Here is a 25563-nt window from a genome sequence, read left to right on the forward strand (position 1 = left end):
TGCACCGAAATAATACCACATGGGAGTTTATTACTATCTCAAATATTGAAAAGTGACAATCTCCAATTGATGTATTTTTGAGTTGAGGCAGTCTATTTCCGGTATTTTTTAGTAAGTAGTATTAAAGATTTAGAGAATGACCGCATGCACAAATACCAAACAAGCTTATTTGTTTTCCAAAACGACTTGCGAGTGACAGACAATCTTGCGTTACTGGAGGCCAGCAAGAGTAGTGAGTCACTTGTTTGCTGTTTTTGTTTGGATCCCTCTGCAACTCGTTATGGGCGTTACGGCATCCCGTCATTAGGCCAACACCGCTTGAAATTTTTGCAGGAATCACTTCAATGCCTTAGCGCTGAGTTAGAGAAAAGGGGTCAGAAGTTGCTGGTTTTGAGAGGATCTTTTGAAAAGGAGGTTACCCGGGCAATTTCTGAGCTAGGTGCTGATGCGGTATTCATTAGTGAACATCAGGGTGTGTATGAACAACGACACTTGGCTCTGGTTAAGAATCGTTTTCCATTTCTACCTTTTTACGAAATTTCTAATAACACACTATTTAATGAGCATGATTTACCGTTTTTATTGGATGAATTGCCGGCTACTTTTTCGCAGTTCAGGAAGCAGGTAGAGCCTTTAAAAGACAGCTACCATGTGGCTGATATTAAGAATCTTGCACCAGCACCTAAAAACTTTGACGTAGCAATAGTTCCTCCCTTTGAGAGCTCAACCACCTATCAACTGTATAGAGGTGGGGAGTTAGCAGGGGTAAGCCATTTACAGAATTACTTTAGTGAAGGCTATGCAAGTGATTATAAGCAAACTCGGAATGCTTTAGACGACTTTCAAAGTTCGACTAAGTTTTCGCCGTGGTTAGCACTTGGTTGTATGTCAGCTCGCCAAGTTATGTCTGCGCTTAGAAGCTACGAGCAACAGCATGAAGCGAATGAATCAACGTATTGGATAAGCTTCGAGCTATTATGGCGTGAGTTCTTCTTTTGGTATGCGAAAAAACATGGGGCTAAGTTGTTTGCCTTTAGAGGGCTTTCTACTACATCACCCAAGACAAGCTTTTACCCAGAGCGCTTTCAAAAATGGTGTTCTGGCAATACACCTTTTCCAATCGTTAACGCTTGTATGAAGCAGTTAAATGCAACTGGCTATATGTCCAATCGGGGGCGACAGGTAGTGGCAAGCTGCTTTGTGCATGAGCTAGGTCTTGATTGGCGATACGGAGCCGCTTATTTCGAGCATCAGCTTATCGATTACGACGTATCTTCCAACTGGGGCAACTGGCAGTATTTAGCGGGCGTTGGTGCTGACCCTAGAGGCCATCGTCGATTTAATTTAGAAAAACAGGCCGCTCAGTATGACCCTGAGGGTGAATTTATAAAACGCTGGGGTGGCAATATTAAGGCACAGCCAATAGACAGTGTTGATGCAGCAGATTGGCCAATAACAAATGAGAAATTATGACTAAAGAGTTGATCACTTTTGGTAATAAAACGTTAACCGTTGAAGATATCGTTAATTTAGCTAATAAGAACAAATGCGTTGAGTTGTGCAACTCTCCAGGATTTCGTAAGAAAATCCAAGCTGGGGCTGATTTCCTAGATGAAGTACTCCTCGATGATGGGGTAATTTACGGAGTAACAACTGGCTACGGTGACAGTTGCACCGTTCCGGTTGACTTGCCTTTGGTCGATGAACTCCCTATTCATTTATCGCGTTTCCACGGCTGCGGGCTTGGTAAACACTTTGATCAGCAAACAACGCGAGCCATTTTGGCCACCCGCCTGTGTTCATTATCAAAAGGGTATTCCGGAGTTAGCTTTGCTTTATTGGAGAGGCTGGTCCTTATGCTCAATGAAGATGTGCTTCCTCTCATTCCCGAGGAGGGAAGCGTTGGAGCGAGCGGCGATTTAACTCCATTGTCCTATATTGCCAGAGCACTCATTGGCGAAGCGGATGTTTTATTTCAAGGGGAGCTTATGTCTGGAGCTGAAGCTTTTGATAAGCTTGATGTTAAACCTTATACATTAAGACCCAAAGAAGCTTTAGCTTTAATGAATGGAACGGCAGCTATGACTGCGATAGCTTGCTTAAACTGGAGTCGTGCGGAGTATTTGACTCGGCTATCCAGCAAGATAACGTCTCTTTCTTGTTATGCTTTAGGTGGGAACCCTGAACATTTTGATGAAAGGCTATTCGATGTAAAACCACATTCTGGTCAACAAAAAGTCGCAGAATGGATAAGAAGTGATTTGGGGGCTGTCGAAGAAAAAAGGAACTCGAATAGACTTCAAGATCGTTACTCGATTCGCTGCGCCCCTCATGTTATAGGTTCTTTGAGAGATGCCTTACCTTGGTTAAAAGAGACGATAGAGAATGAACTAAATAGTTCGAACGATAACCCGATTATTGATCCTGAGAGCCGCAGAGTATTGCATGGGGGTCATTTCTACGGTGGGCATATTGCAATGGCTATGGATACTTTAAAAACTCAAGTAGCCAATTTAGCTGATTTACACGATAGGCAAATGGCTTTGCTGATGGATCAGAAAGTAAATAATGGCTTGCCGGCAAACCTGTCTGGAGCAAAAGCGGAGAGACAACCAATAAATCACGGCTTTAAAGCTATTCAGATAGGCTGCTCAGCTTGGGCGGCAGAAGCTCTGAAATTAACCATGCCTGCGAGTGCTTTCTCTCGCTCAACGGAGTGTCATAATCAAGATAAAGTCAGTATGGGGACGATAGCAGCCAGGGACTGTGTGAGAATTTTAGAGTTGACTGAGCAAGTTGTTGTATCAAGTTTACTCGCTGCTTCTCAGGGGGCACGGTTACGCTCAGAGATGAATCAAGAGCAACTGCCTTTGGCTATCTCTAAAATGGTAGAAGATGTGGGGCGAGATTTTGAGTTTTTGGAAGAAGACAGAGCGTTAGAAAAAGAGTTGAGGTTTTGGCTTGCTGAAGTAAGAGAAAAACGTTGGGACCTTTATTCTAGCCGTTGAACTTACTACTTTTTCACTTAAGACTCTGTTAGTTTATGGACGGTAATTATTAGTAATAAGGATAACAACAATGAAATACTTACTAGGAGCGGTTGCCGTAAGTTTGCTGACAGCCTGCTCACAGTCACCAAGCAATGATGAAGAAGTGAATAATCAGATGCAGTATCCGGAAACGCGTAAAGGCGATGTCGTCGACACCTACTTTGGCACTGAAGTAGCGGACCCGTATCGCTGGTTAGAAGACGACCGTAGCGAAGAAACGGAAGCCTGGGTAAAAGCGCAAAATGAAGTGACTTTTAGCCATTTGGAAAAAATTCCATTCCGCCAAAAAATTGAAGAGCGCTTAACGGAATTGTGGAATTATGAAAAAGTCAGCGCGCCTCGTTTTGAGGGTGACTACATCTATTTCTACAAGAACGATGGTTTGCAAAACCAGTACGTTGTTTATCGTAAGAAAAGTGAAGATGCCGAAGCGGAAGTCTTTTTAGATCCGAACAAGTTCAGTGAAGATGGCACAACGTCGCTGGCTCAGCTAACGTTCAGTGAAGACGGCTCTATTGCGGCTTATTCTATTTCTGAAGGTGGTAGTGACTGGCGTAAAATTATTGTGATTGACGCAGAAACTGGCGACCAGCATGAAGAGCCGTTAGTGGACGTGAAGTTCAGCGGTATTTCGTGGAAGGGCAACGAAGGTTTCTACTACTCAAGCTATGACAAACCGGAAGGCAGTGAGCTGTCAGCAAAAACAGACCAGCATAAGCTGTATTACCATGAGATTGGTACGTCTCAGTCTGAAGACGACCTAATTTTCGGTGGTACGGAAGCTGAGAAGCACCGCTATGTTGGTGGTTATGTGACCGAGGACGATCGTTTCTTAGTGGTCTCGGCTGCTAATTCGACATCTGGTAACAAGCTGTACATTAAAGATTTGACGCAGCCGGACTCTGAACTGGTCTTGGTTGACGGTAACATGGACTACGATACTTCAGTACTGACAAGTCAGGACGGTACCTTGTATCTAGAGACCAATATGGATGCGCCTAACGGTCGTGTTGTTACCGTGGATGCGAGCAATCCAACACCTGAAAACTGGCAGGACTTTATTGCACACAGCGAGCATGTGCTGAATCCATCAACCGGTGCGGGTTATATCTTTGCAGAGTATATGGTTGATGCGGTATCCAAAGTCGAGCAATACGACTACGACGGTAAGAAAGTGCGTGACATCGCATTGCCGGGAGTAGGTAGTGCGAGTGGCTTTAGTGAAAAGAAAGACGCTGAAAAAGTGTATTACAGCTTCACGAACTACAGCACGCCAAGCACCATATACGAGATGAACCCTGAAACGGGAGAGTCGACCGTGTACGAAGAATCGGGCGCAGACTTTGACCCTAACCAGTATGTGAGTAAGCAGGTGTTCTATACGTCTAAAGACGGCACTGAAGTGCCTATGATCATCACTCATAAAAAAGGTGTTGAGCTAGACGGTACGAACCCAACTATTCTATACGGCTACGGTGGCTTCAATATTAGTCTGACACCAAGTTTCAGCATTGCTAATGCAGCTTGGCTGGAAATGGGCGGTGTTTATGCGGTTGCCAACTTACGTGGTGGTGGTGAGTACGGTAAAGAGTGGCATAAAGCTGGCACTAAGATGCAAAAGCAAAATGTGTTCGATGACTTTATTGCGGCAGCGGAATATCTGATAGAAGCAGACTATACTTCGTCTGAGCGCCTGGCAGTTCGTGGTGGCTCAAACGGTGGCTTGCTAGTTGGTGCGGTAATGACACAGCGCCCTGAGCTGTTTGCGGTTGCTCTACCAGCGGTTGGAGTTTTGGACATGCTGCGCTATCACACATTCACTGCGGGTGCTGGCTGGGCGTATGACTACGGTACAGCAGAAGACAGTAAAGAAATGTTTGAATACTTGCTGAACTACTCGCCAGTGCATAACGTAGAACAAGGTGTTGAGTATCCGGCAACGCTGGTTACTACGGGTGATCATGATGACCGGGTGGTGCCTGCCCATTCCTTTAAGTTCGCAGCAGAGCTTCAGGATAAAGCGGGGGGCGATAACCCACAGTTAATTCGCATTGAAACCAATGCGGGTCACGGTGCAGGGACACCAGTTTCAAAAACGATTGAGCAGTATTCGGATATTTTCGGCTTTACGCTCTATCACATGGGCTTCGAGTCACTTCCTAACGAATGATAGGAGACTGATATGAACGCATTAAAATTAACCGCTATGGCAGGTGCAGCGGCACTGTTAGCCGCTTGCAGTGCGGAAGAAACGGAAACTCGTTGTACGACGGCTCCGCAATCAGAATGGATGGATCAAGAGCAGTTCCAGGCTGGTTTAAAAGAGCAGGGCTATGACATTAATGAGTTTAAAGTCACTCCCGGTAACTGCTATGAAATTTACGGCAAAAACCAGGCTGGTGAGAAAGTAGAAATTTACTTCAACCCAGTCGATGGCAGTGTCGTAAAACAAGAGAAAGAGTAAGTTAATGGGTAAGCCAGTGGTTATTTGGGATAAGTTTATCCGCATTTACCACTGGCTTATTGTTATTGGCTTTACGCTAAATTATTTTGTATTAGAGCCAGGTGAAGTGGTCCACCAGTGGATTGGCTATAGTGTTTGGGCTTTAGTATTTGCTCGTGTTGTATGGAGCTTCGTTGGGCCTCAGCGAGCAAGGTTGAGTGATTTTTTTCCGACCCCTAAACGAATATCTGAACATCTGCGTGAACTTAAAAATCGCAAGATTCCTAAAAAATCCGGGCATAACGCTGTTGGCGGTATGCTGATATTGCTGTTTTGGTTATTGCTTTTAGCGCAGGGCATTACCGGTTTTCTGCTCGAAGAAACAGACACCTTCTTTGGCAGTACGCTTGTCGAAAATATTCATGAATACATTGCCCATAGTTTATTTATAGGCGCTCTTATTCATGTTGCCGCAGTGCTTTTGACAGGTTGGTGGGGTCGCATTGAGCTTATAAAGCCCATGATTACAGGGCGTCGTAAATCTTAAATTTATAACAACCGTTCATCTTTTCTTTTATTAAAAACTACCGTAGAATTCAGCTAATAATCAGTGTTTAAAAAGTAGACAGATTTGGAATCCTCCCCTTTATTGGCTGCCCAGCCCATTTACGACAAAAAGAATCGGTTTTACGCAGTAGAGCTACTGTACCGAAGCGCCATTAATTTATCGGCTGAAACTGTGGGTGACACCGCAGCGACCAGTGAAGTCGTGTTTAACTTATGTGCGGGTATTACTGAGCAAACCACTCAGTACGACGCAACGGCCTTTATAAACGTATCAAGTGACTTTCTATTATCACAGAGCTTCCTGCCTATAGAGCCAGATAAGGTCGTTATTGAGCTTTTAGAGACCATAAAGCCAACGCGAGCTGTTGTGAATGCAGTAGCACGCTGGCATGAGAAGGGCTTTCGCTTTGCACTCGATGACTTCGAGTTTGACCCTGCCTGGGAGCCGTTACTAAAGTACGCGTCTTACATAAAGGTGGATGTGTCTACTGTCACTATTGACCAGGTTCGAGCCTTTAAACAGGAAACCACTACCTTCAAAGGCAAGTGGTTAGCAGAGCGAGTGGAAGACGAGGCGACCAAAAACGCTTACGAAGAACTGGGTTTTGACTTGTTTCAGGGCTACTACTTCGCTAAGCCGGAAGTCATCTATGGTACTCGCCTAGAGCCGTCTTCCCTGCAGCTCGCAAAAGTGCTGTCTTTATGCTTTGAAAAAGAGCCGGATTTGACTGAGTTGTCGCGAGTGATATCAGAAGATCCAAAGTTGTCTGTCAGCCTTCTTAAAATTGTAAATAGCCCTTTGTATCCAACGGCGAGCCCAATTACCCGGGTCAAAGATGTGATTATGCGACTGGGTATTGAGAAACTGCGCCGCTGGATAGCGCTTATAGGCTCCGTTGCTGCCAGTAGTCAGGAAGCATCACGCATGGTGCTGGTGAGGGCACAAATGTGCTATGAACTGGCTAAAGGGCAGAGAAATAAAGACTTAGATCCTGATCAATGCTATTTCGTGGGGTTGCTATCAGGTATTGATATTATGTTGGGGGTGGATAAAAAGGCGTTTTTTGAAAAGTTGCCGCTGTCACCTGAAACACAAGCTGCAGTGAATAACTTGAAAGGGCCTATGGGTCAGTGTTTGAGTATTGCGTTGAAACTGGAACGCCTGATTCAAATGAAGCAGCGACTGGAAACTATCCAGCCGCGTCTGTTATCAACCTACCGCTCTGTATCCAATAACGTACAAGAGTTATTTAATACCATTTAAGCGCTGGCGTTTTTGGCCAACTGCTGGATTTTTCCAACAATAGCTCTTAATCCATTCCCACGGGTTGGTGTAATGTGGTTTTCCAGGTCAAGCTGGTTAAAGTACTGGTCAATATCAAACGCCAAAATCTGTTCAGCCGTTTTATCATGGTAAGCCGCCATAACCAATGTCAGCAGTCCTTGCACGATGACCGCATCACTGTCGACGTGAAACAGCAACTTCCCGCCTTTCTCTTCACTAATAAGCCAAACATTACTCTGACAGCCGCGTACCAGATACTCTTCTTTATGCTGCTCTTCCGGCAAGCCTGGTAGTGCCTTGCCAAGATCAATAATGTATTGGTAGCGCTGTTCCCAGTCGTCCAGGAATTCTAAATCATCAAGAATTTCGTCAGTTGTTGGTAAGTTCATGGCTAATTCGGTATTCCTGTTTAGAAAAACACACCAGCTTCAAGCTGCGCTTCTTCGCTCATCATATCGCGCGACCAAGGAGGATCGAACACTAGGTTTACATTGACCTTGTCAACATTCGGCACCAGTGAGACACGATACTCAACGTCACCGACCAGTACTGGTCCCATGCCGCAACCCGGCGCGGTGAGAGTCATATCAATATTAACCCGCGAACTGTCTTGGTCTATATCGACTTTATAAATAAGCCCCAGAGACACTAAGTTAATGGGAATTTCCGGGTCGTAAATAGTTTCGAGCGCATCCCAGACTTGCTGCTCTGAAATGTTACCGTCCTCTGGCTCGGGAAAGTCTAACTTCTCCGGCTTCCGACCAATGGCATCGCCATCAGTGCCGTCAATGCGCAGCATATTACCTTGCCAGGTGACAGTATAGTTGCCGCCCAGGTCTTGGGTAATATTAACAAACTCCCCTTTGGGAATGACTTTTGGCTCGCCGGATGGCACCTTACGCGCTTTGACTTCGCGTAAGGTATTCACCATTTTCTGTTGCATGATGTCGTTATCTTTCCCGTTTAGCTAACGCTGAAGCTTTCGCCGCAACCACATTCGTTAACAACATTAGGGTTGTTAAACTTCACAATACCGTTAATGCCTTCTTTAACGTAATCGATTTCTGTATTACGTACTAATTCCAGCGCATTCGGGGCTATAGCAACCTTAATGTTGTCGTTAATTTCTACGACTTCATCACCGTCCTGAACCGCATCAACAGAGTCCAGAACATAAGCATAACCGGTGCAACCGCTTTGCTTTGTTGATAAGCGTATCAAGTTACCCGACTCGTTTTTCAGTCGCGACTCAAAATACTTAATGGCACTGTCCGTCATGGAAATAAGTGATGACGAAGGGCTAAAAGTTTCTACAGACATTGTGTCCTCCTGCCGTTAGGCTAGCATCATACGAGCTTTGTTGATGCCCGCAAAGAGCTGATCAACCTCGTCTAATGTATTGTAGATGGTAAATGACGCACGTGCGGTTCCTGGCACATTCAGGCGCTTCATCAATGGTTGCGCACAGTGGTCGCCGGTACGAATTGCGATACCCTGTTTATCTAACAGGAAGCCGATGTCAGCCGGATGTGCGCCTTCCAAAACAAAGCTGAGTACGCCAATTTTATTAGGGGCGTCACCAATAATTCTCAAGCCTTCGGTTTGCTTGGCTAATTCGGTCGCTCGTGCCAGTAACGCTTGTTCATGTGCACGTATTTCTTTAGCGTCGTACTGCTGAATCCAGTCGAGTGCTGCGGCTAAACCAATAACGCCCGCTATATTCGGCGTGCCTGCTTCTAAACGGTTAGGAAGCTCGCCCCAGGTTGCATCCTGATAGCTAACGGTAGCAATCATTTCGCCGCCAACTAGCCACACTGGCCATTCATTCAAAACATCGAACCGACCCCAAAGCACGCCAATGCCGGTTGGGCCAAATACCTTGTGGCCAGAAAACACATAAAAGTCGCAGCCAATGTCCTGAACATCTATAGCGCCATGAGCAACGCCTTGAGCGCCATCAATTAAAACTAAGGCGCCTTTGCTTTTGGCTGCGGCGGTTAGTTCTTTAATTGGGTTTACAGTACCTAGCGCGTTGGAGACATGCGGCATGGCAACAAACGCGGTGTTGTCACTCAATAACTCATGAAAGGCGTCAACGTTAAGCTCGCCATTGTCATGAACGGGCACCACTTTTAGGGTCGTGCCAGAGCGTTTACAAGCTTGTTGCCAGGTGACCAAATCAGCATGGTGCTCCATTTCAGTGACCATGACTTCGTCACCGGCTTTTAGTCGTTGCGCAACGCCGTTAGCGACTAAGTTAATGCCTTCAGTTGTGCCACTGGTCCAAATCACTTCTTCGTTTCGGTTCGCATTTATGTACTTTGCGACCGTTTGGCGTGCAGCCTCGTAACGGCGTGTTGCTTCGTCTGACAGGTAATGAGCACCGCGATGCACGTTAGAGTTGCACTGCGTGTAATAGTCCACCAGAGCATCAATCACCGCTTGCGGCTTTTGAGTCGTAGCGGCATTGTCTAAATACACTAACGGGTGACCATTAACCTCGCGTGACAGAATTGGAAACTGCTTGCGAATGTCTGCAACATTTAGGCTCATTGCTGCTCCATCATACGCTCGAAGCGTTGCTTAAGTATTGGCTGAAGCCAGTCTGCTAATGCGCGATTTGGCATTTGGAAAAGCAGTTCCTGTACAAAGCCGAAGTTCAGCATAACCAAGGCCTGTTGCTTATCGATACCGCGCGTCAGCATGTAGTAAAGTGCTTCTTCGTCAATTTCAGCAACGGTTGCACCGTGAGCACACTGAACATCGTCGGCGTAAATTTCCAGCTCAGGCTTGGTATTAATTTGTGCGCCACGAGTCAGTAGCAGATTGCGGTTGTTCAGCTCAGCTAAGGTTTTCTGAGCATGGCGATGTATGTGAATACGGCCGTTAAATACCGCTTTTGCCTTGTCGCCAATAATACCGCGCGCATTTTCCTCGGTGGTACCGTTAGGTTGCGCATGTTCTATGGTGCTGTGTAAGTCGAAATGTTCTTTCGGTGCCAACAAATAAATGTTGTTGAACTTCGCAAAGGCGTGCTCGCCCGCGTGTTCAATATCGACATCCAGACGTGTCAGCTGAGAGCCGTACCCAACTAAGGTGCTGTTAAGCTTCGACTCGTTGTGTAAGCGGAAATGGCTACCACCAACGTGAATAGCTTCGCCTTCGTGCAGCGCTAACCGGTAGTGTTCTAAAGTGGCTTTGTCCGCAATGTCATACTCGGCGAAGGCGGTATTCAGGCTATGACCATTACCCGCACCGTGCTCAATAATAACGGCTTTGGCGCCTTCACCGACACGAACCAATGAGCGCTGATGCGACTCAACGCCATCGCTGGCAAAGTTCACAATGCGGATTGGCTGTTCAACATTTGCGTTTGGCGCAATATCAATGACCACACCGTGCTGAGCGAGTACATCGTTCACCAAACCAAATAAATGATGCTGAGGCTTAACTTGCCCAAACACACTTTCTGCTGCATCGCTTTTCGCGTCCAGAGAAGCAATTGTGACGCCTTCAGGCAATGTCAGGTTGACAATGTCACTAACCAAGCGACCGTCAACGAAAACCAAGTCAATGCTGTTTAAGCCTTCTACTTGAGGCGCTTCAGCGGTTGTCTCGTTGCTTGTCGTTGCAAGGTTTAAGTCTGCGACTTTGTGCAAAGACGTGTAGCGCCAAGCTTCTGTGCGACGTCCTGGCCACTCTTTTTCTTTCAGCTCTGCTAACGCTTTCGAGCGCGCAGACGCTAACCAGTCGTCAACATTGCCGGCACGCTCAATAACTTGTGCTAGCCATTGACTCATGCGACTTCTCCTTCCTTAAGCCAAGCGTAGCCTGACTTCTCAACTTCTTTAGCCAACTCAGGGCCGCCACTTTTCACGATTTTGCCGTTTGACAGAATGTGAACATAGTCCGGCTCAATATAGTCCAGCAAGCGCTGATAGTGAGTCACAACGATAAAGCTGCGTTTGCCGTCGCGTTGACTGTTAACGCCTTTCGCAACAACCTGAAGCGCATCAACGTCCAAGCCAGAATCTGACTCATCGAGAATAGCCAGCTTAGGCTCAAGCATAATCATTTGCATGATTTCATTACGTTTCTTTTCACCGCCTGAGAAACCTTCGTTAACGCCACGTTTTAAGAAGTCGAGAGGAAGCTCAACCTGCTTGCAGGCTTCTTTTGCCTTTTTCAGGAATTCTGCAGAGCTTAGTGCGTCTTCACCGCGAGCTTCGCGCATCGCATTGACCGACTCTTTCATGAATTCCATGTTACTGACGCCCGGAATTTCGACCGGGTACTGGAATGCCAGAAATAAACCCGCTTGAGCGCGCTCTTCCACTTCCATGTCCAGTAAGTCTTTGCCTTCAAGGCTGACACTGCCGCTTTCTACTTCATAACCTTCACGGCCAGAAAGCACATAACCTAAAGTACTTTTACCGGCGCCGTTGGGGCCCATAATGGCATGCACTTCACCCGGCTTAATATCTAAATCAAGGCCTTTAAGAATCGTTGTTTCTTCCACGCGAGCGTGTAAATCTTTAATTGATAGCATGTCTTACCCCACTGAACCTTCAAGACTGATTTCAAGCAACTTACCGGCTTCCACGGCGAACTCCATTGGTAGTTCGCGGAATACTTCCTTACAGAAGCCATTCACAATCATTGAGACTGCTTTTTCAGGGTCGAGGCCTCGTTGCTGACATAAAAAGAGTTGGTCGTCACTCACCTTAGAGGTGGTGGCTTCGTGTTCAACAATCGCTGTTGGATTGCTGCTTTCGATATACGGGAATGTGTGCGCACCACATTGGTCGCCAATAAGCAGCGAGTCACATTCGGTAAAGTTACGCGCGCCTTCAGCGCCAGGGCCCATTCGAACCAAACCACGATACGCGTTATTGCTGCGTCCGGCGGAAATACCTTTGGAGATGATGGTCGACTTGGTGTTTTTACCTAAGTGGATCATCTTAGTGCCGGTATCGGCTTGTTGCTTGCCGCGAGTTAGAGCAACTGAGTAAAACTCACCGACACTGTTGTCACCTTTGAGAATGCAACTTGGGTATTTCCAGGTAACCGCGGAGCCTGTTTCAACCTGAGTCCAGGAGATTTTTGCGTTTTTCTCGCACAATCCGCGCTTGGTTACAAAGTTATAAATACCACCTTTGCCGTCTTCGTCGCCCGGGTACCAGTTTTGCACTGTTGAGTATTTAATTTCAGCATCGTCTAGTGCGACAAGTTCTACGACGGCGGCGTGTAACTGGTTTTCGTCACGCTGCGGTGCCGTACAACCTTCAAGATAGCTAACGTAGCTGCCTTCTTCGGCAACAATGAGTGTGCGCTCGAACTGACCCGTATTCTGCTCGTTTATACGGAAGTAGGTTGATAGTTCCATAGGGCAGCGAACGCCTTTTGGAATATAAACAAACGAGCCGTCGGTAAACACCGCGCTGTTTAACGCCGCGAAGAAGTTGTCGCCTTTTGGAACCACGGTCCCAAGGTATTTCTTCACAAGCTCTGGGTATTTGTGAAGAGCTTCGGATATTGGGCAGAAAATAACGCCTGCTTCTTCTAGTTTCTCGCGGAAGGTGGTCACCACGGAAACCGAGTCGAATACGGCATCAACCGCAACACCTGCCAGCATTTCTTGCTCGTGCAAAGGAATGCCCAGCTTTTCATAAGTGCGCAGCAGTTCAGGATCAACCTCATCTAACGACTTCGGTTTATCTTTCATGCTCTTAGGTGCTGAGTAATAAGAAATAGACTGATAGTCGACTTTTGGATAGTCGACATGCGCCCATTCAGGCTCGTCCATTTTTAGCCATTTGCGGTAGGCCTGCAGACGCCATTCGGTCATCCACTCCGGTTCACCCTTTATTTCCGATAAACGACGAATGACATCCTCGTTTAAACCGGGAGCAAAGGTTTCCGATTCTATTTCAGAGACAAACCCAGCATCGTATTTACGTTCTAGAGCCTGATCAATTTGTTCGCTCATGTTTACCACCTTACTTATATGCGAATACTGAGTATTATAAAATACCTGACTAAAACACTCAACTTTATCCGAGCCCTTGTTTTGGGCTGCGCGCATTATACGTTTGTTTGTATACTTTGTCGCCTTAGGTTGGAGTTTTGGGGCTGGTAGGATTTGGCTTTTTTTAAAATTAATGTAGACTTTAAATAACAAAATGAGTCGTATAATTTGCATTGCTAACCCTTTAATTTTTAAGGGTTGTAACAAATTGTTACATATTGTTTGCCTGCGCTACCTTCCAAGTGATGCTTTTTTGCTATTATAAAGGGTCATGACTTTCGTTTAAAAAAATGTAAATAAAAACTTGAAAGTCTTTGTAGTCGGTTTTAAGGGGTGTTATGACGCGCTTTTCTCAACTTGCTCTAATTGAACACCAAAAACGGACGCAGAACCTTGCTTTGCTTGCAGAGTCTCTTGAGATTGAGGTAATTCACCCAAGCTTAAGTGAGCTTCTTAGCCAAGCGCCAGATAAAGATATTATGGTTGCGTACTCGTTAAGTTCCGAGCAACTATCACGAACAAGTACAGCGAATGAGGTGGCTGCGCTTGCGAAAAGTTATGCCTTGTTTTTGGTCAATGTTAAGCCGGACTCGGTTAAGCCTTCGCAAGCACTGAATTTAGGTGCCCGCGGCATAATTTATGAGAATGAGCATTTAGACCGCGTGTTGACGGCTCTTAAAGTCATTAGCCAGGGAGAGCTTTATTACCCACGCTCATTGCTGTCTGACAAGATAGAAGAAATGATGTTGCGTCGTCATGCTGAAGATGATTCTGCGGCGTCTTTCTCGCAGCTAACCTCGTTAACGCCGCAAGAACTAAAAATTATTGAGCTTGTAGGCACCGGCGCCAGAAATAAAGAAATAGGTGAACAGCTTAATATCAGTGCGCATACGGTGAAAACGCACCTGTCTTCAATTTTCCGAAAGACAGGCGCGCGTAACCGCGTCGAACTTCTAAAGTGGGCGAGTTACGCGTCAACCAATTAACGAACTCTAGCTATCTGCCCGCCAAAAGCCGCGCTCCTGACCTTTTTCTATCAGTTCCACTAACGCTTTTTCCATCGCTTGTTTCACTGAAAGTTGCACAGGTTCATTGGTGGAGTAACCGCCTTCAAACTCCGCTAAACGATTTAATGAAACATAACGAAATAATCCTGCTCTTAGCTCTTGTGAAAATACCTTCTTGTTAGCTGACACCGATAGCAGCACTTGGCCCGTGTAAACGTCGACAGCACGTAAGTAAACAGATACCTGGTCTTCCCGGTAAAGTTCCGATGCGCCAATACCAAAGTATTCAGCACCAACACCGCCGGTACTGACGTTGGTGTCATAGCTGATAATTCCACCTTCGAGTAGCAACCTTGCTTCTCGAAGTGGGGGCAAGTCCGAGTCTTTACTGGAGTTGTGAATTTTACGTTCAGTCAGCAGGTTCTGAAGATTTTCTCGCTCCATGGGTAAAAACCAACCTGACTCAAGCAGCATCTGCGTTAGCATGGAGGTTGCGCCTTGAGTCACCGCTGTTGAGAAGCTTGAGACATTAGCCTGTGGTTTATATTGCCCGGTTTGATCACGAAAAGCGTAAACCGAAACCGGGATCCGGCTTTTGGGCACCGGCTGCTTCTGAAGCGTGACCATCATTGAACTTGGTGCGTCGATTTCAGCTGGGGTAATGTTTAAATCGGTTGGCTTTGGCATCATCGCACAGCCTGACACTGCCAACGTTAAACATAGTAAAGTAATAATACGAATATTCATGGTCACTCTCTTTTAAATCGCTGGCATGGTAATGACAGTTTGCTCACCGGTCTCGTTATGCGTTATGTAAACCAGAACGCTACCGTCTGGTTGACCGATAACTTCTACGGTGTACTCACCGGTGTCATAAAGACCTTCGACAATTTCCCCATCGGCTATGCGTCGGGTTAGAGAGTTAATGATGTTGCGCTCCAAAGCATCGCGAAACCTATCAACGAAAGAACGCCCCTCGTCTGGAGCTGTATGAGCATTTTGGCTTTGAGCTTTTTGCAGAAGGAAGCTGCCATTCATTGGGTTTCCGCCAAAGCTTGGGTTTATTGGCTGGTATACAATCTCAGTAGCACTAACGGATGCCGATGAGACAATTAAAGCCAGCATGGTAATTGAGAGTTTTTTCATAATTAACGCCTTTTAAAATTCATTATTGTTTGGCGAGTCGAAAACGGAGTCCGCTTTAATGCGAGCGACTTCGTTAATACTAATAAGGATGGCCTGTTCGGCTAATTTTTTAACGTCGTTCTGGCGTCGTCCAAAATAGGTCTCGAACACTTTCTTTTGTTCCATTTCCACCCACAAATAAGTTCCTGCTTGAGGGTAAACGCGTTCGTTGACGACGACGGTAATACCGTTAGTTGACGGAATGTCCCGCCAGTAACTCGTGTAATAGAAGAAAAAATCTTTACCAAAACGAGAAATCGTTCGGTCTAAAACCATACCGCCAAGCTCAATTTCATCGGCGTGGCTAAATGGTGTTATTAAAATTATTATAAATAATAGTTTCTTAATCATAAGAGCCTAAAAAGCGGCTACCTGAAAGTAGCCGCTTTACTATCGAGCTAATACTGAAATATTAGTACTGAACGACGGTTGCTACGTTGTAATCGCCTTGCTGATAAACACTCATTGTGTTGCTATCGCTAAACTGACCACCAGTTACAACGTTGTTGTTACCAATTTGTTGAATGTCAACATTACCACCATTACCACCAACAATAAATGAGCCTTCATCGCCAGCGATAACGTTGCTGTTACCTTCTTGAGTAAAGGCAATAACATTGTCACTACCACCGATAATGGTATCAATTAAGTTGATGTCACCTGTTTGCGTAGATTGCAGGTCGTTACCTGAAGTGGTTCCCGCATCGTAAGAGTAAGCAAGTAGCGTGTTGCTGTCGCCGTGCTGGCGAGAGTACACATCATTATCGTCACCAGCGATAACAATTTCTGCGGTATTTACATCACCAATTTGGCGGCTATCGGCTTCGTTACCTGAACCAATCAGGGCAACACCGTTAAAGTTCTCGTCACCGCGGCTGGAGATGTAGATATCGTTGAAAGAGCCATAAGATTCAGCGACAGCAATGTTGTCATCGCCGCGTTGATCCATTTCGATGATGTGATCATCACCCTCAGTCGCAAATACGGCGTAGTTGTTATCACCTTCTTGGTTTGCGTCAACGGTATTGTAGTTACCGACCATGCCTGTAGCCGCTTCTACAACGTTAGTATTGCCTTCTTGGTTAACAGCGATCTCGTTAACATCACCTTGAATTGGTTGAATAAGGAATTCGTTACTCGAACCATCTTGGTAAACGTCGACTAGATTCTCATTACCTGAAAGGCTTTGTGCGATGAAGAGGTTTGCTGAACCAAATTGCTGAACATACACTTCATTCATATCGCCGTTAGCACCAACAACACCGCCAACGTTTCCGTCACCTTCTTGATCCGCAATGAATGTGTTCATGTTGCCAGTTGCAGTGAAGTAACCGGCTTCGTTAGAAGAACCTGACTGGTTCGCTTCAAAATAGTTGTCACTACCTTCAATCTGAAAGCTTGCCCAGTTCAGGTCGCCTGATTGAGCAATAGACGCGCTGTTGTAATCGCCTGCTAAATCGATTGAGCCTGTGTTCGCGCTGCCAGACTGTTCGACAATAGCAGTATTAGCATTACCTTCAAGGAATACTTCAGCAACGTTGTAGTCACCTTCCTGGAAGCTTGATAGTACGTTTTCGTCACCTTCAATATTCGAGTCTAAGGTGTTCCAGAAGCCATACTGCTCACCTTCGACTAAGTTAAAGTCACCAGTGACATAAGCGTACGCTTCTTGAAGGCTGTCTAGCTGTAGCAAGAAAGTGTCGTTTCCTTCACCGTATTGGTCAGCGTAAGCCCAGTTTAAGAAACCACCTTGCTCGATATACATGTTGTTGCCTGATTCAACAGCTTCAGATGAATCTTGGTTCACAACTGCGATGTTAGCTTCAGCGGCCGCATAACCTGAAAACGCTAAGGTTAAAGCTAAAGCAACTGCACTTTTTTTAAGAATTGTATTAGACATGATTGTTCTCCATTGATTGTTCTTATTTGAACTGCGTGATGGACATTTCAGCGGCAGCACCCGTCTGCTGAATGGTTATTGAATTGCCATCACCAAGTTGTTGAAGCTGAATAACATTGTTCGCACCAACTTGAAGGATGGTCGCTGAATTACTGCGTCCAGACTGCTCTGCAGTGACAGAATTATTGAACCCTTGCTGCTCGACGGTGAGGGTATTTTCCAACCCAAACTGAGTGAGATATGCGTAGTTTTGCTCGCCTGCCTGGGCGAGTGAAGTGAGGTTATAAGAGCCTAGCTGAGCAATTTCCGCATGGTTCGCAAGGGACTGCCGCTCCAGTAACCCTGCTAAAGCAACAGGAATGTCGCCGGCTACTCCCGGAAGAGAGACCAACATAACGACTGTTGCTGTTAAAAGTTGTTTTAAAAAAGTCAAAGCGGAACACCTTTTGTTAATAATTCCGCTAACAAGAATAACGGCTGATTTTTACTCAACAATCGTATGAACGGTGTATTTTTAAAATCGTTTTTGAACGAAAATTATCAGCTAATACATGGTGTTATGTTTCTGTTGTGAGTTAACCCACCTAGATGTCCTAGTCCCTTTGTCGTATTTAGCGTTAAGAAACGTAAATATCTAACTTTTGGCGTAAATTGCTGTGGAAAATATGCTACTTATTTTTTTAGTGACGAGATGAGCAGTACGCACATTTGAATGAAATTCCTACAACAATAATGAGGAAGGAAGAATGACGAATTTAAAAAAATTAGTCGTCGGCGTATCCATGGCGCTAGCAACGGGTGCTGCGGCGGCTAATGGTAAACAGGCGGATGACGATTCATTGCTGGTAGTATTTAAGCATTCAGCGACGAAAGAGCAGCGTCAAGATTTAATAAGCCGCGCTGGTGGTACGCTAAGAGCCTTGGATAACCGTGGCCGTGACATCGCGATGCGTAATATCGCCGATGGCCGCATTGCACAGGTCAATGTTCGCAATGCAAAACAGCGTGATGCGCTTATTAAACGCTTATCGAACCACCCGTTGGTCGATGTTGCTGAACCGAACTACATCATCTCTATTAATGACACGAAAAGCTCTAACTTCAATATCTTAGCGACTCCTGATGATCCGGGCTTTGGCGATATGTGGGCTTTCGAAAATACGGGTCAAAGCGGCGGTACGCCAGGTGTAGATATTGATGCGCGTCCAGCTTGGGATATTACGACCGGCGACTCTAACGTTGTTATTGGTGTTATCGATTCGGGTGTTGATTACACGCACCCAGACTTAGCCGGTAATATGTGGGTTAACCCGGGCGAAGTTTGTGACAATGGTCAGGATGATGACGGTAACGGTGTAGTCGATGACTGTTATGGTTACTCTGCGGTTAATGGCAATGGTGACCCAATGGATGAAAATGGTCATGGTACGCACGTTGCAGGTACTATTGGCGCAAGTTCAAACAATGGTGAAGGCGTAGCCGGTGTTAACTGGGACGTTGAAATTGTTGGTTGTCAATTCTTAGATGCTTCTGGATCAGGTAGCACCTCCGCGGCTATTGAATGTATCGATTACATGACCAATCTGAAAGTGAACCACGGTGTTAACTTAGTTGCGACGAATAACTCATGGGGTGGCGGTGCATACTCTGAGTCACTTAAAACCGCTATTGCTGACAGCATCGACCAAGGCATCATGTTTGTGTCTGCGGCAGGTAACGACGGAATTGACTCTGATGTTACGGCAAGCTATCCAGGCGGTTATGACCTGGACGGTATTGTTAACGTGGCAAACACCACACGAACCGACTCAATGGCTGCTTCGTCAACCTATGGGGCTATTTCCGTGGACTTAGGTGCGCCAGGTACTGAAATTCTGTCAACATACTTGGATGGTGGTTACGCGACTGCATCAGGCACGTCTATGGCAAGCCCACACGTAGCCGGTGTTGCTGGTCTTGTTTGGTCTATTGCTCCGCATTTGAGCGTGGCTGAAGTGAAGCAAATTTTGATGGACTCTGGTGAGAGCATTCCTGCATTAGCTGGTAAAACCGTTTCAGGTAACCGCTTAAACGCATTAAATGCGCTAATTGCAGCTGACCCAGATCCGGCTTACCGCTTAGAGCTGAACCCATCAAACCAGGAGATTGTTGCTGGTGACAGCACAACCCTAACGCTAGATGTTGGCAGCATTGCTGACTGGTCTGGTGCGGTTGACTTAAGTGTTTCTGCTGAACCTCAGCTAGACGTTTCTCTGTCTTCGAACCAAGCGCAAAACGGCGAAACTGTTGACGTACAAGTGACGACAACGGAAGAAACTGCGTGGGGTGAGTACGTTATTACCGTTAGCGGTACTGATGTAGAAACAGGCGAAATGACTCGCGATGTAAGTGCTACGGTTTACGTACTTCCGCAAGGCCTTTCGGATTTCTATTATGAAGACGCCGCAAACGCAGATATTCCAGATGACGACAGTAACGGTATTAGTCGCGTTATTAATGTTCCTGAAACAGGTGTTGTATTTGGTGCTGAGGTGAGCGTTGATATTACTCACAGTTGGCGCGGTGACTTAATCGTTACTTTGACTTCACCTGAAGGTACGACTCAAACCCTGCACGATCGCGCGGGAAGCAGCGAAGACGACTTAGTAGCAACTTGGGATGTTGACTCGTTTAACGGCGAAGGCATGACGGGTGATTGGACTCTGAATGTGTCGGATAACGCTGGCGCAGATACCGGTACTCTAAACCATTGGTCATTAACTCTGACCGCAGTTGAAGAAGACGATGGTTTGCCAGATGCTCCGGTAGCAGGCTTTGAGGCTAGCGTTGAAGACCTAACTGTCAGCTTTACCAATACCTCAAGTGATAACGATGGCGACATTGAAAGCTATTTCTGGGAGTTTGGTGATGGCAGTACTTCAACCGAAGCCAACCCGGTTTACGCGTACTCTGAAGAAGGTACTTACGATGTGACTCTAACAGTGACTGATGCAACTGAGCTGTCAGATACTGTGACGCAGTCGGTAACAGTGAGCCTGACGGATATCGAGTTAGATGTTTATCGTTCGCGCTTATTACGCAGCGGTACTGCTTTAGTGGACCTTCGCTGGTCAGGTGCAGCAGGTGATGTCGACTTGTATCGTAACGGTGAGTTTGTTGAAACACTGTCAAATACAGGTCGCGCTCGTGACCGCTTTGACTCAGACGGTAGTGACGTTGTTTACCAGCTGTGCGAAGCGGGTACAGAAGCTTGTGACTCGGTGACTGTTAGCTTCTAATTAACATTGAGTTAACAATCTAACTGGCATTATAATAGGGGCCATTAGGGTCCCTATTTTATTTTTTGGTATTTAGTTATGCGACGTAGTAAAGGATTTACATTAGTCGAGCTTATTATCGTCATTGTTGTACTTGGCGTGCTATCGGCTACAGCCGCTCCTCAATTTATTAACTTCTCCAGCGATGCTGAGAAAAGCCGACTTCATGGCTTGGAAGCGTCATTTAAATCAGCGTTAGACATTACCTACAGTAAAGCTGCTATTCAGGGAATAGAGCAGCAAAGTGCGGCCTGCTTGGGTGGTAAGTTTGATGACGTTAATATCAGTTGCCCGGACGGAGGCACGCTGCTTTTTTATGGTTATCCGGCAGCAAAAGGGAATGTGCTTAATAATGTGATTAACTTAACCGACTGGACAGTGTCTGAAGTAGGCATTGGCAGTGTTATTCGTATTGCGGCAAGCAACGACCATATCGATAGTTGCTACTTAACATACTCAGAAGCAACCTCAACCAGCGAGCCCAGCGTACAAATTTATGCCGACAACTGCTGAGGTATATCGCTGTAAAACTTTTCTGTGACATCCGGGTGCGATCGCTTACGCCCTTTAAGAACATTCTCGCCCACCTGTCGCAGCAGTGGGTTCTTAGGATCGCTGCTAGGTCCGTGCGCCAAACGCTTTAAGTGCTCTGGCAGTTCCAATACCGGAATATCGGCATCAAGCTGTGCAGCCATGAAAAACGCCGAAGAATAACGCGTTACTCCAGCCGGCGGGCTAACAACTCTGTGGTTGGTTGCCTTTAAATAGCCGTCTGACGCTAATTCAAGTAACTCCCCGATATTAACGACGAGAGCACCGTTACGAGGGCTTACAGAGTGCCACGCATTGTTAATCTCAACTTCTAAACCGCTGTGTTCATCTTGCAGGACAAAAGTTAGGTAGCCAGGATCCTTATGAGCGCCAACGCCTTGGTTGTCAGTAGTCTTGCTACCTGGGTATTTAATCAGTTTGGTATGCCGGTAGGGTCCGTTTTCAACCGTTGGCTGCAATGCGTCCGCAGGTTGCTCCAATGCTTCACAAAGTGCCGACAATAATGTCAGCCCTACCTCGGTTAAACGGTCCTGCCAGGTGAGTAGTGTCGAACGCATACGAGGGAGTGCTTTTGGCCATTGGTTAGGGCCAATGAGCTTTTGCCATTCATCAGAGATTAAGTGGCTGTTTACTGCAGGCAACTCGTCCATAATGTCGAATTGCTCACGAAAGTCTGATGCTCCCGCTGTCACTTCTGCGTGTGTTTGGTTATAACCACGAAAGTGCGGTGAGTTTGCCATTTTCACTTGTTGTTTTTCTTTTTCACTCAAGGCAAAAAATGATTTTGACAGTGAAATAATGTCCTCTTGCTCTGTTTGAGTTAAGCCGTGATTTTCCAAGTAGAAAAAGCCAACATCTCTCGCCGCAGCGCTCAATTCCCGTATAAACGACATTCGCACTTCGTTATCAGTGCTTTTATAGTCAGCAAGTGACAGAGCCGGAACTGAAGAAGACATAACACCCCTAGACAAAGCAAATCGCTTTAAAGTTTGATCTGGATTCTACGCCCAGGTGGAGCGGCAACGAAGAATCAAAACGTTCTATGGTAGATATATTGGCTATATTGCATCGGCTGTGTAGAATTACCGACTTCTGTATTTTTTAAAGAGAGTAAGACGATGGGTCGCGCCTACCAAAACCGTAAAGAGTCGATAGCCAAAACTGCTAATGCGAAAAGTAAAGTATACAGCCGCTATGGCCGTGAAATTTATGTGTGTGCAAAACAAGGCGGGGCAGACCCTGACGCAAACTTGTCTCTTCGTTCTCTCATTGACCGTGCTAAGAAAGGCCAAGTACCAGCACACGTTATCGAAAAAGCCATAGATAAAGCGCAAGGCGGTGCTGGTGAAGACTTTTCTCCCGCTCGTTATGAAGGTTACGGACCAAGCAACTGCATGGTGATTGTCGAGTGTTTAACCGATAACCCGAACCGTACATTCGGCGACGTTCGTAACGCCTTCACCAAAAGCAAATCAAAAATTGGTGAGCAGGGCAGTGTCATGCACTCGTTTGAGCATTGCGCTATTTTCGCATTCAAACACGACAGTGAAGACGAGGTTTTAGAAGCGTTAATGGAAGCCGATGTTGATGTCACTGACGTTGAGTTTGAAGACGGTCAGGTCACTGTATTTGCTCCGCATACCGAATACGCAGCGGCTCGTCAGGCACTGACATCAGCTTTTGAAAACATTGACTTTGACGCTGACGAAATTCAATTCCTGCCGCATGTCACTACGACAATTTCGGAAGACGACCAACCTATGTTTGAGCGTTTAATGGATATGTTAAACGACTTAGATGACGTTCAGCGCATTTACCACAACGCCGAACAGTAAGTTGATAGAGATCAATACGCGCAAAGATTAAACCTTTTAAGCTTTATGGGTATTCAATAACAAGGAGTTACCCATGAAGCTTAAAGCGTTGTCTTATGGTGTATTGTTGAGCTTGCTAAGCACCCCTGCTTTAGCAAGTGATTTTTCCCTCAATGTTGGTGCCATCTCGGTCATGCCTGATGACAGCAGCTCAAGCCTGAATGTCGTTGAAGGCGTAGCAGGGTTGCCGTCTAACAGCACGGGCGTTGGAGTTAATACTAATACGCAACTTGGTCTGACTCTAGACTATGCGATTGACAACAACTGGACAGTTGAACTGGTTGCAGCAACACCGTTCAGTCACGATATTACCGCCACAGGCGCATTAGCTGGTTTGAAAGTGGGTAAAACTAAGCATTTACCCCCAACACTACTAGCGCAGTATCACTTTGATTTGAACAGCGATACGTTTAAACCGTTTGTTGGTATTGGTGTGAATTACACCGCGTTTTTCGATGAGCAGGTCGACCCGCAGCTGCGTTCAACGTTGGGTAGCCTGGGTGTTGTTACCGACAGCGACTCGGTTGACTTAGCGCTTAAAAACAGCTGGGGTTACGCATTACAGGCGGGCGTGAACGTGGCCATTAATAAAGACTGGGGTCTGCATTTTATGGTCAGCAAAATGGATATTGATACCACCGGTGACGTGCGTGTGAATGGCAACACCATTCAAAGCGTTGACGTTGATATCGACCCTTATGTTGCTATGGCTGGTGTGCGCTACAACTTCTAAAGTAACACTTAATGCGGCGAACGCTTTGCTAACTTACGTTGCAGCGTTCGCCGATGCATGCCTAAGTCTCTCGCTGTTTTAGAAATATTCCCGTCATTGTCGTGTAGCGCTCGCTGAATATGCTCCCATTCTATTTGGGATGGACTTAGCCGTTGTGTTTCTGACGCTTCTGTATCGACTTCTTCACCCCGTATTCGGCTTAATAACTCGGATGTCCCAACGGGCTTCGTTAGGTAATCAGTTGCGCCTCGCTTCATAGCTTCGACGGTGGTCGCTATGCTTGCGTACCCGGTAAGCACAATGAGGTGTTTGGGCTGAATGTGCCGGGTAATGGGCTCAATCAGTGATAGCCCGTTATCATCTCCAAGCATCATGTCCAGCAATACGACATCGAACTCGCTGCCAGCCGCAAGCGCCTGAGACGCCGAATGAGCAACAGCGACGTCAATATTGTGCTGTTCCAGCCGGCGTTTTAAAATGCGACAAAAACCTTCGTCGTCGTCAATAATAAGGAGCTTTATTTCAATCATTGTCCACTATGGGTAGTCGTACCTGAGTCATGGTGCCGTTGCCATTTGATTGCCAGCTAACTTTGCCGTTAAGACGCTCGATGGTGGCGTGACTAATGACGGCCGCGACACCCATGCCAGTATCACTTTTACTCAACGACATGCCAAGCTTTTCCTGATTCGAGGTGTGAATACCAGCGCCTTTGTCGAGGATTTGAATCACTAATTGCTGCTGGCCTTCTAACGTAGAGTCACCAAAGGTAATCTCTGTTTCTGCCTGCCCATTACGCATGCTGGCTTCTATGGCGTTCATAATTAAATTGGCTATTGCGGGGAAGAGCGTTCGGTCTGCTTTAACGGAGCAGTAACGTAACGACTCCGGTAACTCCCAGTGTAACTGAGCATCGGGTTTTACAACGCGCAATAACTGTTGCAGCTGCACCGACATTTCACCTGCAGTATAAAGGCGCTGGCGCTTGCTGCGAACATCATCGGCGGCTTCACGCCACTGGGTTAAGCTGAGTTCAACCTGCCGCAGGTATTCGCTAAAGTCTCGCTTAAGCTCAATATCCACATTGGTTTCCTGGAGCTCTTCATTTAATAAACGAAGAGACTGAACCGGCGTCGCGACGTCATGAGTAAGCTGCGCTGCAGCGGCGCCAATAGTAAGAAGCTGTTCGTCTCTAAGTTGCCTTTCCCGCATGGCTTGAAAGGCTTTTTCAGACTGCAGCCACTGCCGTTTCAGGTAGTACATCGATAGCGCAATAATCATAGCTGCAATGACAAAGCCAATGAGCATTCCCTGAGCATGCTGCAGCATTTCGGGGTGCATGGCATGAGGCAGCTCAATGGCTTTTGCTTGCAGTAAGGAAGGAAGCTCCAGCTGCGACACCTGACCGAGAATGCTAATACAAAGCGTGGCAACAGCCAGTGCCGTCGGTAGCAATAAAAATGCAATGACAATAAAAATCAGTAACAACGAGGTGAACGGGTTGCTAATGCCACCATTGTAGGCAACCCACAAATTCCCCAGAGCAATATCGATAACGAGCGCAACAAAGACGGCCCAATGTTGTTTTGAAACGAGTTTATAGGTCAGTAAGGTAATCATTG

Annotated in this window: 25 protein-coding genes and 1 pseudogene; 11 read left to right on the plus strand and 15 right to left on the minus strand. The window is 46.3% G+C overall.

The window, feature by feature from the left end:
* Positions 1-144: 144 nt before the first annotated feature.
* The 6 genes from UM402_RS00700 to UM402_RS00725 all read left to right on the plus strand — a co-directional run bounded on the left by UM402_RS00700 (position 145) and on the right by UM402_RS00725 (position 7324).
* Positions 145-1473, plus strand: a complete 1329-nt coding sequence (locus UM402_RS00700; protein ID WP_058576541.1) for a DASH family cryptochrome — start codon at positions 145-147, stop codon at positions 1471-1473.
* Positions 1470-3008 carry an HAL/PAL/TAL family ammonia-lyase gene (locus UM402_RS00705; RefSeq protein ID WP_058576542.1) on the plus strand — a complete coding sequence of 513 codons (1539 nt, stop codon included), beginning with the start codon at positions 1470-1472 and terminating at the stop codon, positions 3006-3008. The genes UM402_RS00700 and UM402_RS00705 overlap by 4 nt, the downstream gene beginning before the upstream one ends.
* 70 nt (positions 3009-3078) lie before the next feature.
* On the plus strand, positions 3079-5220 hold the full coding sequence (locus UM402_RS00710) for a prolyl oligopeptidase family serine peptidase (protein ID WP_058576543.1): 2142 nt from the start codon (positions 3079-3081) through the stop codon (positions 5218-5220).
* Positions 5221-5232: 12 nt separating this feature from the next.
* On the plus strand, positions 5233-5514 hold the full coding sequence (locus tag UM402_RS00715) for a PepSY domain-containing protein (RefSeq protein ID WP_058576544.1): 282 nt from the start codon (positions 5233-5235) through the stop codon (positions 5512-5514).
* A gap of 4 nt (positions 5515-5518) precedes the next feature.
* On the plus strand, positions 5519-6040 hold the full coding sequence (locus UM402_RS00720) for a cytochrome b/b6 domain-containing protein (protein WP_063744287.1): 522 nt from the start codon (positions 5519-5521) through the stop codon (positions 6038-6040).
* A gap of 84 nt (positions 6041-6124) precedes the next feature.
* A complete protein-coding gene (locus UM402_RS00725; protein WP_058576545.1) occupies positions 6125-7324 on the plus strand; it encodes an EAL and HDOD domain-containing protein in 1200 nt (399 codons plus the stop codon).
* Here UM402_RS00725 and UM402_RS00730 read toward each other — a convergent pair.
* The 7 genes and pseudogenes from UM402_RS00730 to sufB form a co-directional block, all read right to left on the minus strand.
* On the minus strand, positions 7321-7734 hold the full coding sequence (locus UM402_RS00730; RefSeq protein WP_058576546.1) for a SufE family protein: 414 nt from the start codon (positions 7732-7734) through the stop codon (positions 7321-7323). The two genes, UM402_RS00725 and UM402_RS00730, sit on opposite strands and share 4 nt — an antisense overlap.
* 20 nt (positions 7735-7754) lie before the next feature.
* Positions 7755-8288, minus strand: a complete 534-nt coding sequence (gene sufT, locus UM402_RS00735) for a putative Fe-S cluster assembly protein SufT (RefSeq protein ID WP_058576547.1) — start codon at positions 8286-8288, stop codon at positions 7755-7757.
* A 20-nt stretch (positions 8289-8308) separates the two neighbouring features.
* Positions 8309-8665, minus strand: coding sequence for a HesB/IscA family protein (locus UM402_RS00740; RefSeq protein ID WP_058576548.1), 357 nt, complete (start codon positions 8663-8665; stop codon positions 8309-8311).
* Positions 8666-8680: 15 nt separating this feature from the next.
* Positions 8681-9898: an aminotransferase class V-fold PLP-dependent enzyme gene (locus tag UM402_RS00745; RefSeq protein WP_058576549.1), complete on the minus strand. Its 1218-nt coding sequence runs from the start codon at positions 9896-9898 to the stop codon at positions 8681-8683.
* Entirely contained in the window at positions 9895-11145 is a 1251-nt protein-coding gene (sufD, locus tag UM402_RS00750; RefSeq protein WP_322295368.1) for a Fe-S cluster assembly protein SufD, read from the minus strand. The genes UM402_RS00745 and sufD overlap by 4 nt, the downstream gene beginning before the upstream one ends.
* A pseudogene (gene sufC, locus UM402_RS00755) lies at positions 11142-11831 on the minus strand (Fe-S cluster assembly ATPase SufC); the annotation flags it as partial. The pseudogene sufC and the gene sufD, both read right to left, overlap by 4 nt.
* 66 nt (positions 11832-11897) lie before the next feature.
* Positions 11898-13334 carry a Fe-S cluster assembly protein SufB gene (sufB, locus tag UM402_RS00760; protein WP_058576552.1) on the minus strand — a complete coding sequence of 479 codons (1437 nt, stop codon included), beginning with the start codon at positions 13332-13334 and terminating at the stop codon, positions 11898-11900.
* Positions 13335-13711: 377 nt separating this feature from the next.
* Between sufB and UM402_RS00765 the strand changes: the two genes are divergently transcribed.
* Positions 13712-14359 carry a helix-turn-helix transcriptional regulator gene (locus UM402_RS00765; RefSeq protein WP_286874981.1) on the plus strand — a complete coding sequence of 216 codons (648 nt, stop codon included), beginning with the start codon at positions 13712-13714 and terminating at the stop codon, positions 14357-14359.
* A 6-nt stretch (positions 14360-14365) separates the two neighbouring features.
* Here the strand turns inward: UM402_RS00765 and UM402_RS00770 are convergent, their stop codons facing one another.
* From UM402_RS00770 to UM402_RS00790, 5 genes are all read right to left on the minus strand, one after another.
* Positions 14366-15127, minus strand: coding sequence for a CsgG/HfaB family protein (locus UM402_RS00770; RefSeq protein ID WP_322295369.1), 762 nt, complete (start codon positions 15125-15127; stop codon positions 14366-14368).
* A gap of 12 nt (positions 15128-15139) precedes the next feature.
* Positions 15140-15526 carry a curli assembly protein CsgF gene (locus UM402_RS00775; RefSeq protein WP_058576555.1) on the minus strand — a complete coding sequence of 129 codons (387 nt, stop codon included), beginning with the start codon at positions 15524-15526 and terminating at the stop codon, positions 15140-15142.
* 12 nt (positions 15527-15538) lie between these two features.
* Entirely contained in the window at positions 15539-15916 is a 378-nt protein-coding gene (locus UM402_RS00780; protein ID WP_058576556.1) for a curli production assembly/transport protein CsgE, read from the minus strand.
* A gap of 61 nt (positions 15917-15977) precedes the next feature.
* On the minus strand, positions 15978-17465 hold the full coding sequence (locus UM402_RS00785) for a hypothetical protein (protein ID WP_322295370.1): 1488 nt from the start codon (positions 17463-17465) through the stop codon (positions 15978-15980).
* A 22-nt stretch (positions 17466-17487) separates the two neighbouring features.
* Positions 17488-17898: a curlin subunit CsgB gene (locus UM402_RS00790; protein WP_058576558.1), complete on the minus strand. Its 411-nt coding sequence runs from the start codon at positions 17896-17898 to the stop codon at positions 17488-17490.
* 313 nt (positions 17899-18211) lie between these two features.
* Between UM402_RS00790 and UM402_RS00795 the strand changes: the two genes are divergently transcribed.
* Together UM402_RS00795 and UM402_RS00800 are read left to right on the plus strand one after the other, a co-directional pair.
* A complete protein-coding gene (locus UM402_RS00795) occupies positions 18212-20743 on the plus strand; it encodes a S8 family serine peptidase (protein ID WP_058576559.1) in 2532 nt (843 codons plus the stop codon).
* A 78-nt stretch (positions 20744-20821) separates the two neighbouring features.
* Complete coding sequence (locus tag UM402_RS00800) at positions 20822-21295, plus strand: type II secretion system protein (protein ID WP_058576560.1); 474 nt, start codon at positions 20822-20824, stop codon at positions 21293-21295.
* Here the strand turns inward: UM402_RS00800 and UM402_RS00805 are convergent.
* On the minus strand, positions 21277-22290 hold the full coding sequence (locus UM402_RS00805; RefSeq protein ID WP_058576561.1) for an isopenicillin N synthase family dioxygenase: 1014 nt from the start codon (positions 22288-22290) through the stop codon (positions 21277-21279). The genes UM402_RS00800 and UM402_RS00805 overlap by 19 nt on opposite strands.
* A gap of 162 nt (positions 22291-22452) precedes the next feature.
* Here UM402_RS00805 and UM402_RS00810 point away from each other — a divergent pair, with 162 nt between their 5' ends.
* Complete coding sequence (locus UM402_RS00810; protein ID WP_322295371.1) at positions 22453-23169, plus strand: YebC/PmpR family DNA-binding transcriptional regulator; 717 nt, start codon at positions 22453-22455, stop codon at positions 23167-23169.
* 73 nt (positions 23170-23242) lie between these two features.
* A complete protein-coding gene (locus UM402_RS00815) occupies positions 23243-23941 on the plus strand; it encodes an OmpW/AlkL family protein (RefSeq protein ID WP_322295372.1) in 699 nt (232 codons plus the stop codon).
* 8 nt (positions 23942-23949) lie between these two features.
* On the opposite strand, the gene UM402_RS00820 is transcribed toward UM402_RS00815, so the two are convergent.
* Together UM402_RS00820 and UM402_RS00825 are read right to left on the minus strand one after the other, a co-directional pair.
* Complete coding sequence (locus UM402_RS00820) at positions 23950-24471, minus strand: response regulator transcription factor (protein WP_322295373.1); 522 nt, start codon at positions 24469-24471, stop codon at positions 23950-23952.
* A complete protein-coding gene (locus tag UM402_RS00825; RefSeq protein WP_322295374.1) occupies positions 24464-25561 on the minus strand; it encodes a sensor histidine kinase in 1098 nt (365 codons plus the stop codon). The genes UM402_RS00820 and UM402_RS00825 overlap by 8 nt, the downstream gene beginning before the upstream one ends.
* Positions 25562-25563: the final 2 nt, after the last annotated feature.

The sequence above is a fragment of the Idiomarina sp. OXR-189 genome, from assembly GCF_034373425.1.
GTDB classification, from domain to species: Bacteria; Pseudomonadota; Gammaproteobacteria; order Enterobacterales; family Alteromonadaceae; genus Idiomarina; species Idiomarina zobellii.

Coding starts and splice junctions, on each gene's coding strand:
- UM402_RS00770 (WP_322295369.1), bottom strand. CDS start 15,127: ATGAATATTCGTATTATTACTTTACTATGTTTAACGTTGGCAGTGTCA.
- UM402_RS00720 (WP_063744287.1), top strand. CDS start 5,519: ATGGGTAAGCCAGTGGTTATTTGGGATAAGTTTATCCGCATTTACCAC.
- UM402_RS00745 (WP_058576549.1), bottom strand. CDS start 9,898: ATGAGCCTAAATGTTGCAGACATTCGCAAGCAGTTTCCAATTCTGTCA.
- UM402_RS00710 (WP_058576543.1), top strand. CDS start 3,079: ATGAAATACTTACTAGGAGCGGTTGCCGTAAGTTTGCTGACAGCCTGC.
- UM402_RS00805 (WP_058576561.1), bottom strand. CDS start 22,290: ATGTCTTCTTCAGTTCCGGCTCTGTCACTTGCTGACTATAAAAGCACT.
- UM402_RS00780 (WP_058576556.1), bottom strand. CDS start 15,916: ATGATTAAGAAACTATTATTTATAATAATTTTAATAACACCATTTAGC.
- UM402_RS00740 (WP_058576548.1), bottom strand. CDS start 8,665: ATGTCTGTAGAAACTTTTAGCCCTTCGTCATCACTTATTTCCATGACG.
- UM402_RS00705 (WP_058576542.1), top strand. CDS start 1,470: ATGACTAAAGAGTTGATCACTTTTGGTAATAAAACGTTAACCGTTGAA.
- sufB (WP_058576552.1), bottom strand. CDS start 13,334: ATGAGCGAACAAATTGATCAGGCTCTAGAACGTAAATACGATGCTGGG.
- UM402_RS00700 (WP_058576541.1), top strand. CDS start 145: ATGCACAAATACCAAACAAGCTTATTTGTTTTCCAAAACGACTTGCGA.
- UM402_RS00765 (WP_286874981.1), top strand. CDS start 13,712: ATGACGCGCTTTTCTCAACTTGCTCTAATTGAACACCAAAAACGGACG.
- UM402_RS00820 (WP_322295373.1), bottom strand. CDS start 24,471: ATGATTGAAATAAAGCTCCTTATTATTGACGACGACGAAGGTTTTTGT.
- UM402_RS00795 (WP_058576559.1), top strand. CDS start 18,212: ATGACGAATTTAAAAAAATTAGTCGTCGGCGTATCCATGGCGCTAGCA.
- sufT (WP_058576547.1), bottom strand. CDS start 8,288: ATGCAACAGAAAATGGTGAATACCTTACGCGAAGTCAAAGCGCGTAAG.
- UM402_RS00775 (WP_058576555.1), bottom strand. CDS start 15,526: ATGAAAAAACTCTCAATTACCATGCTGGCTTTAATTGTCTCATCGGCA.
- UM402_RS00810 (WP_322295371.1), top strand. CDS start 22,453: ATGGGTCGCGCCTACCAAAACCGTAAAGAGTCGATAGCCAAAACTGCT.
- UM402_RS00715 (WP_058576544.1), top strand. CDS start 5,233: ATGAACGCATTAAAATTAACCGCTATGGCAGGTGCAGCGGCACTGTTA.
- UM402_RS00800 (WP_058576560.1), top strand. CDS start 20,822: ATGCGACGTAGTAAAGGATTTACATTAGTCGAGCTTATTATCGTCATT.
- UM402_RS00815 (WP_322295372.1), top strand. CDS start 23,243: ATGAAGCTTAAAGCGTTGTCTTATGGTGTATTGTTGAGCTTGCTAAGC.
- sufD (WP_322295368.1), bottom strand. CDS start 11,145: ATGAGTCAATGGCTAGCACAAGTTATTGAGCGTGCCGGCAATGTTGAC.
- UM402_RS00730 (WP_058576546.1), bottom strand. CDS start 7,734: ATGAACTTACCAACAACTGACGAAATTCTTGATGATTTAGAATTCCTG.
- UM402_RS00785 (WP_322295370.1), bottom strand. CDS start 17,465: ATGTCTAATACAATTCTTAAAAAAAGTGCAGTTGCTTTAGCTTTAACC.
- UM402_RS00825 (WP_322295374.1), bottom strand. CDS start 25,561: ATGATTACCTTACTGACCTATAAACTCGTTTCAAAACAACATTGGGCC.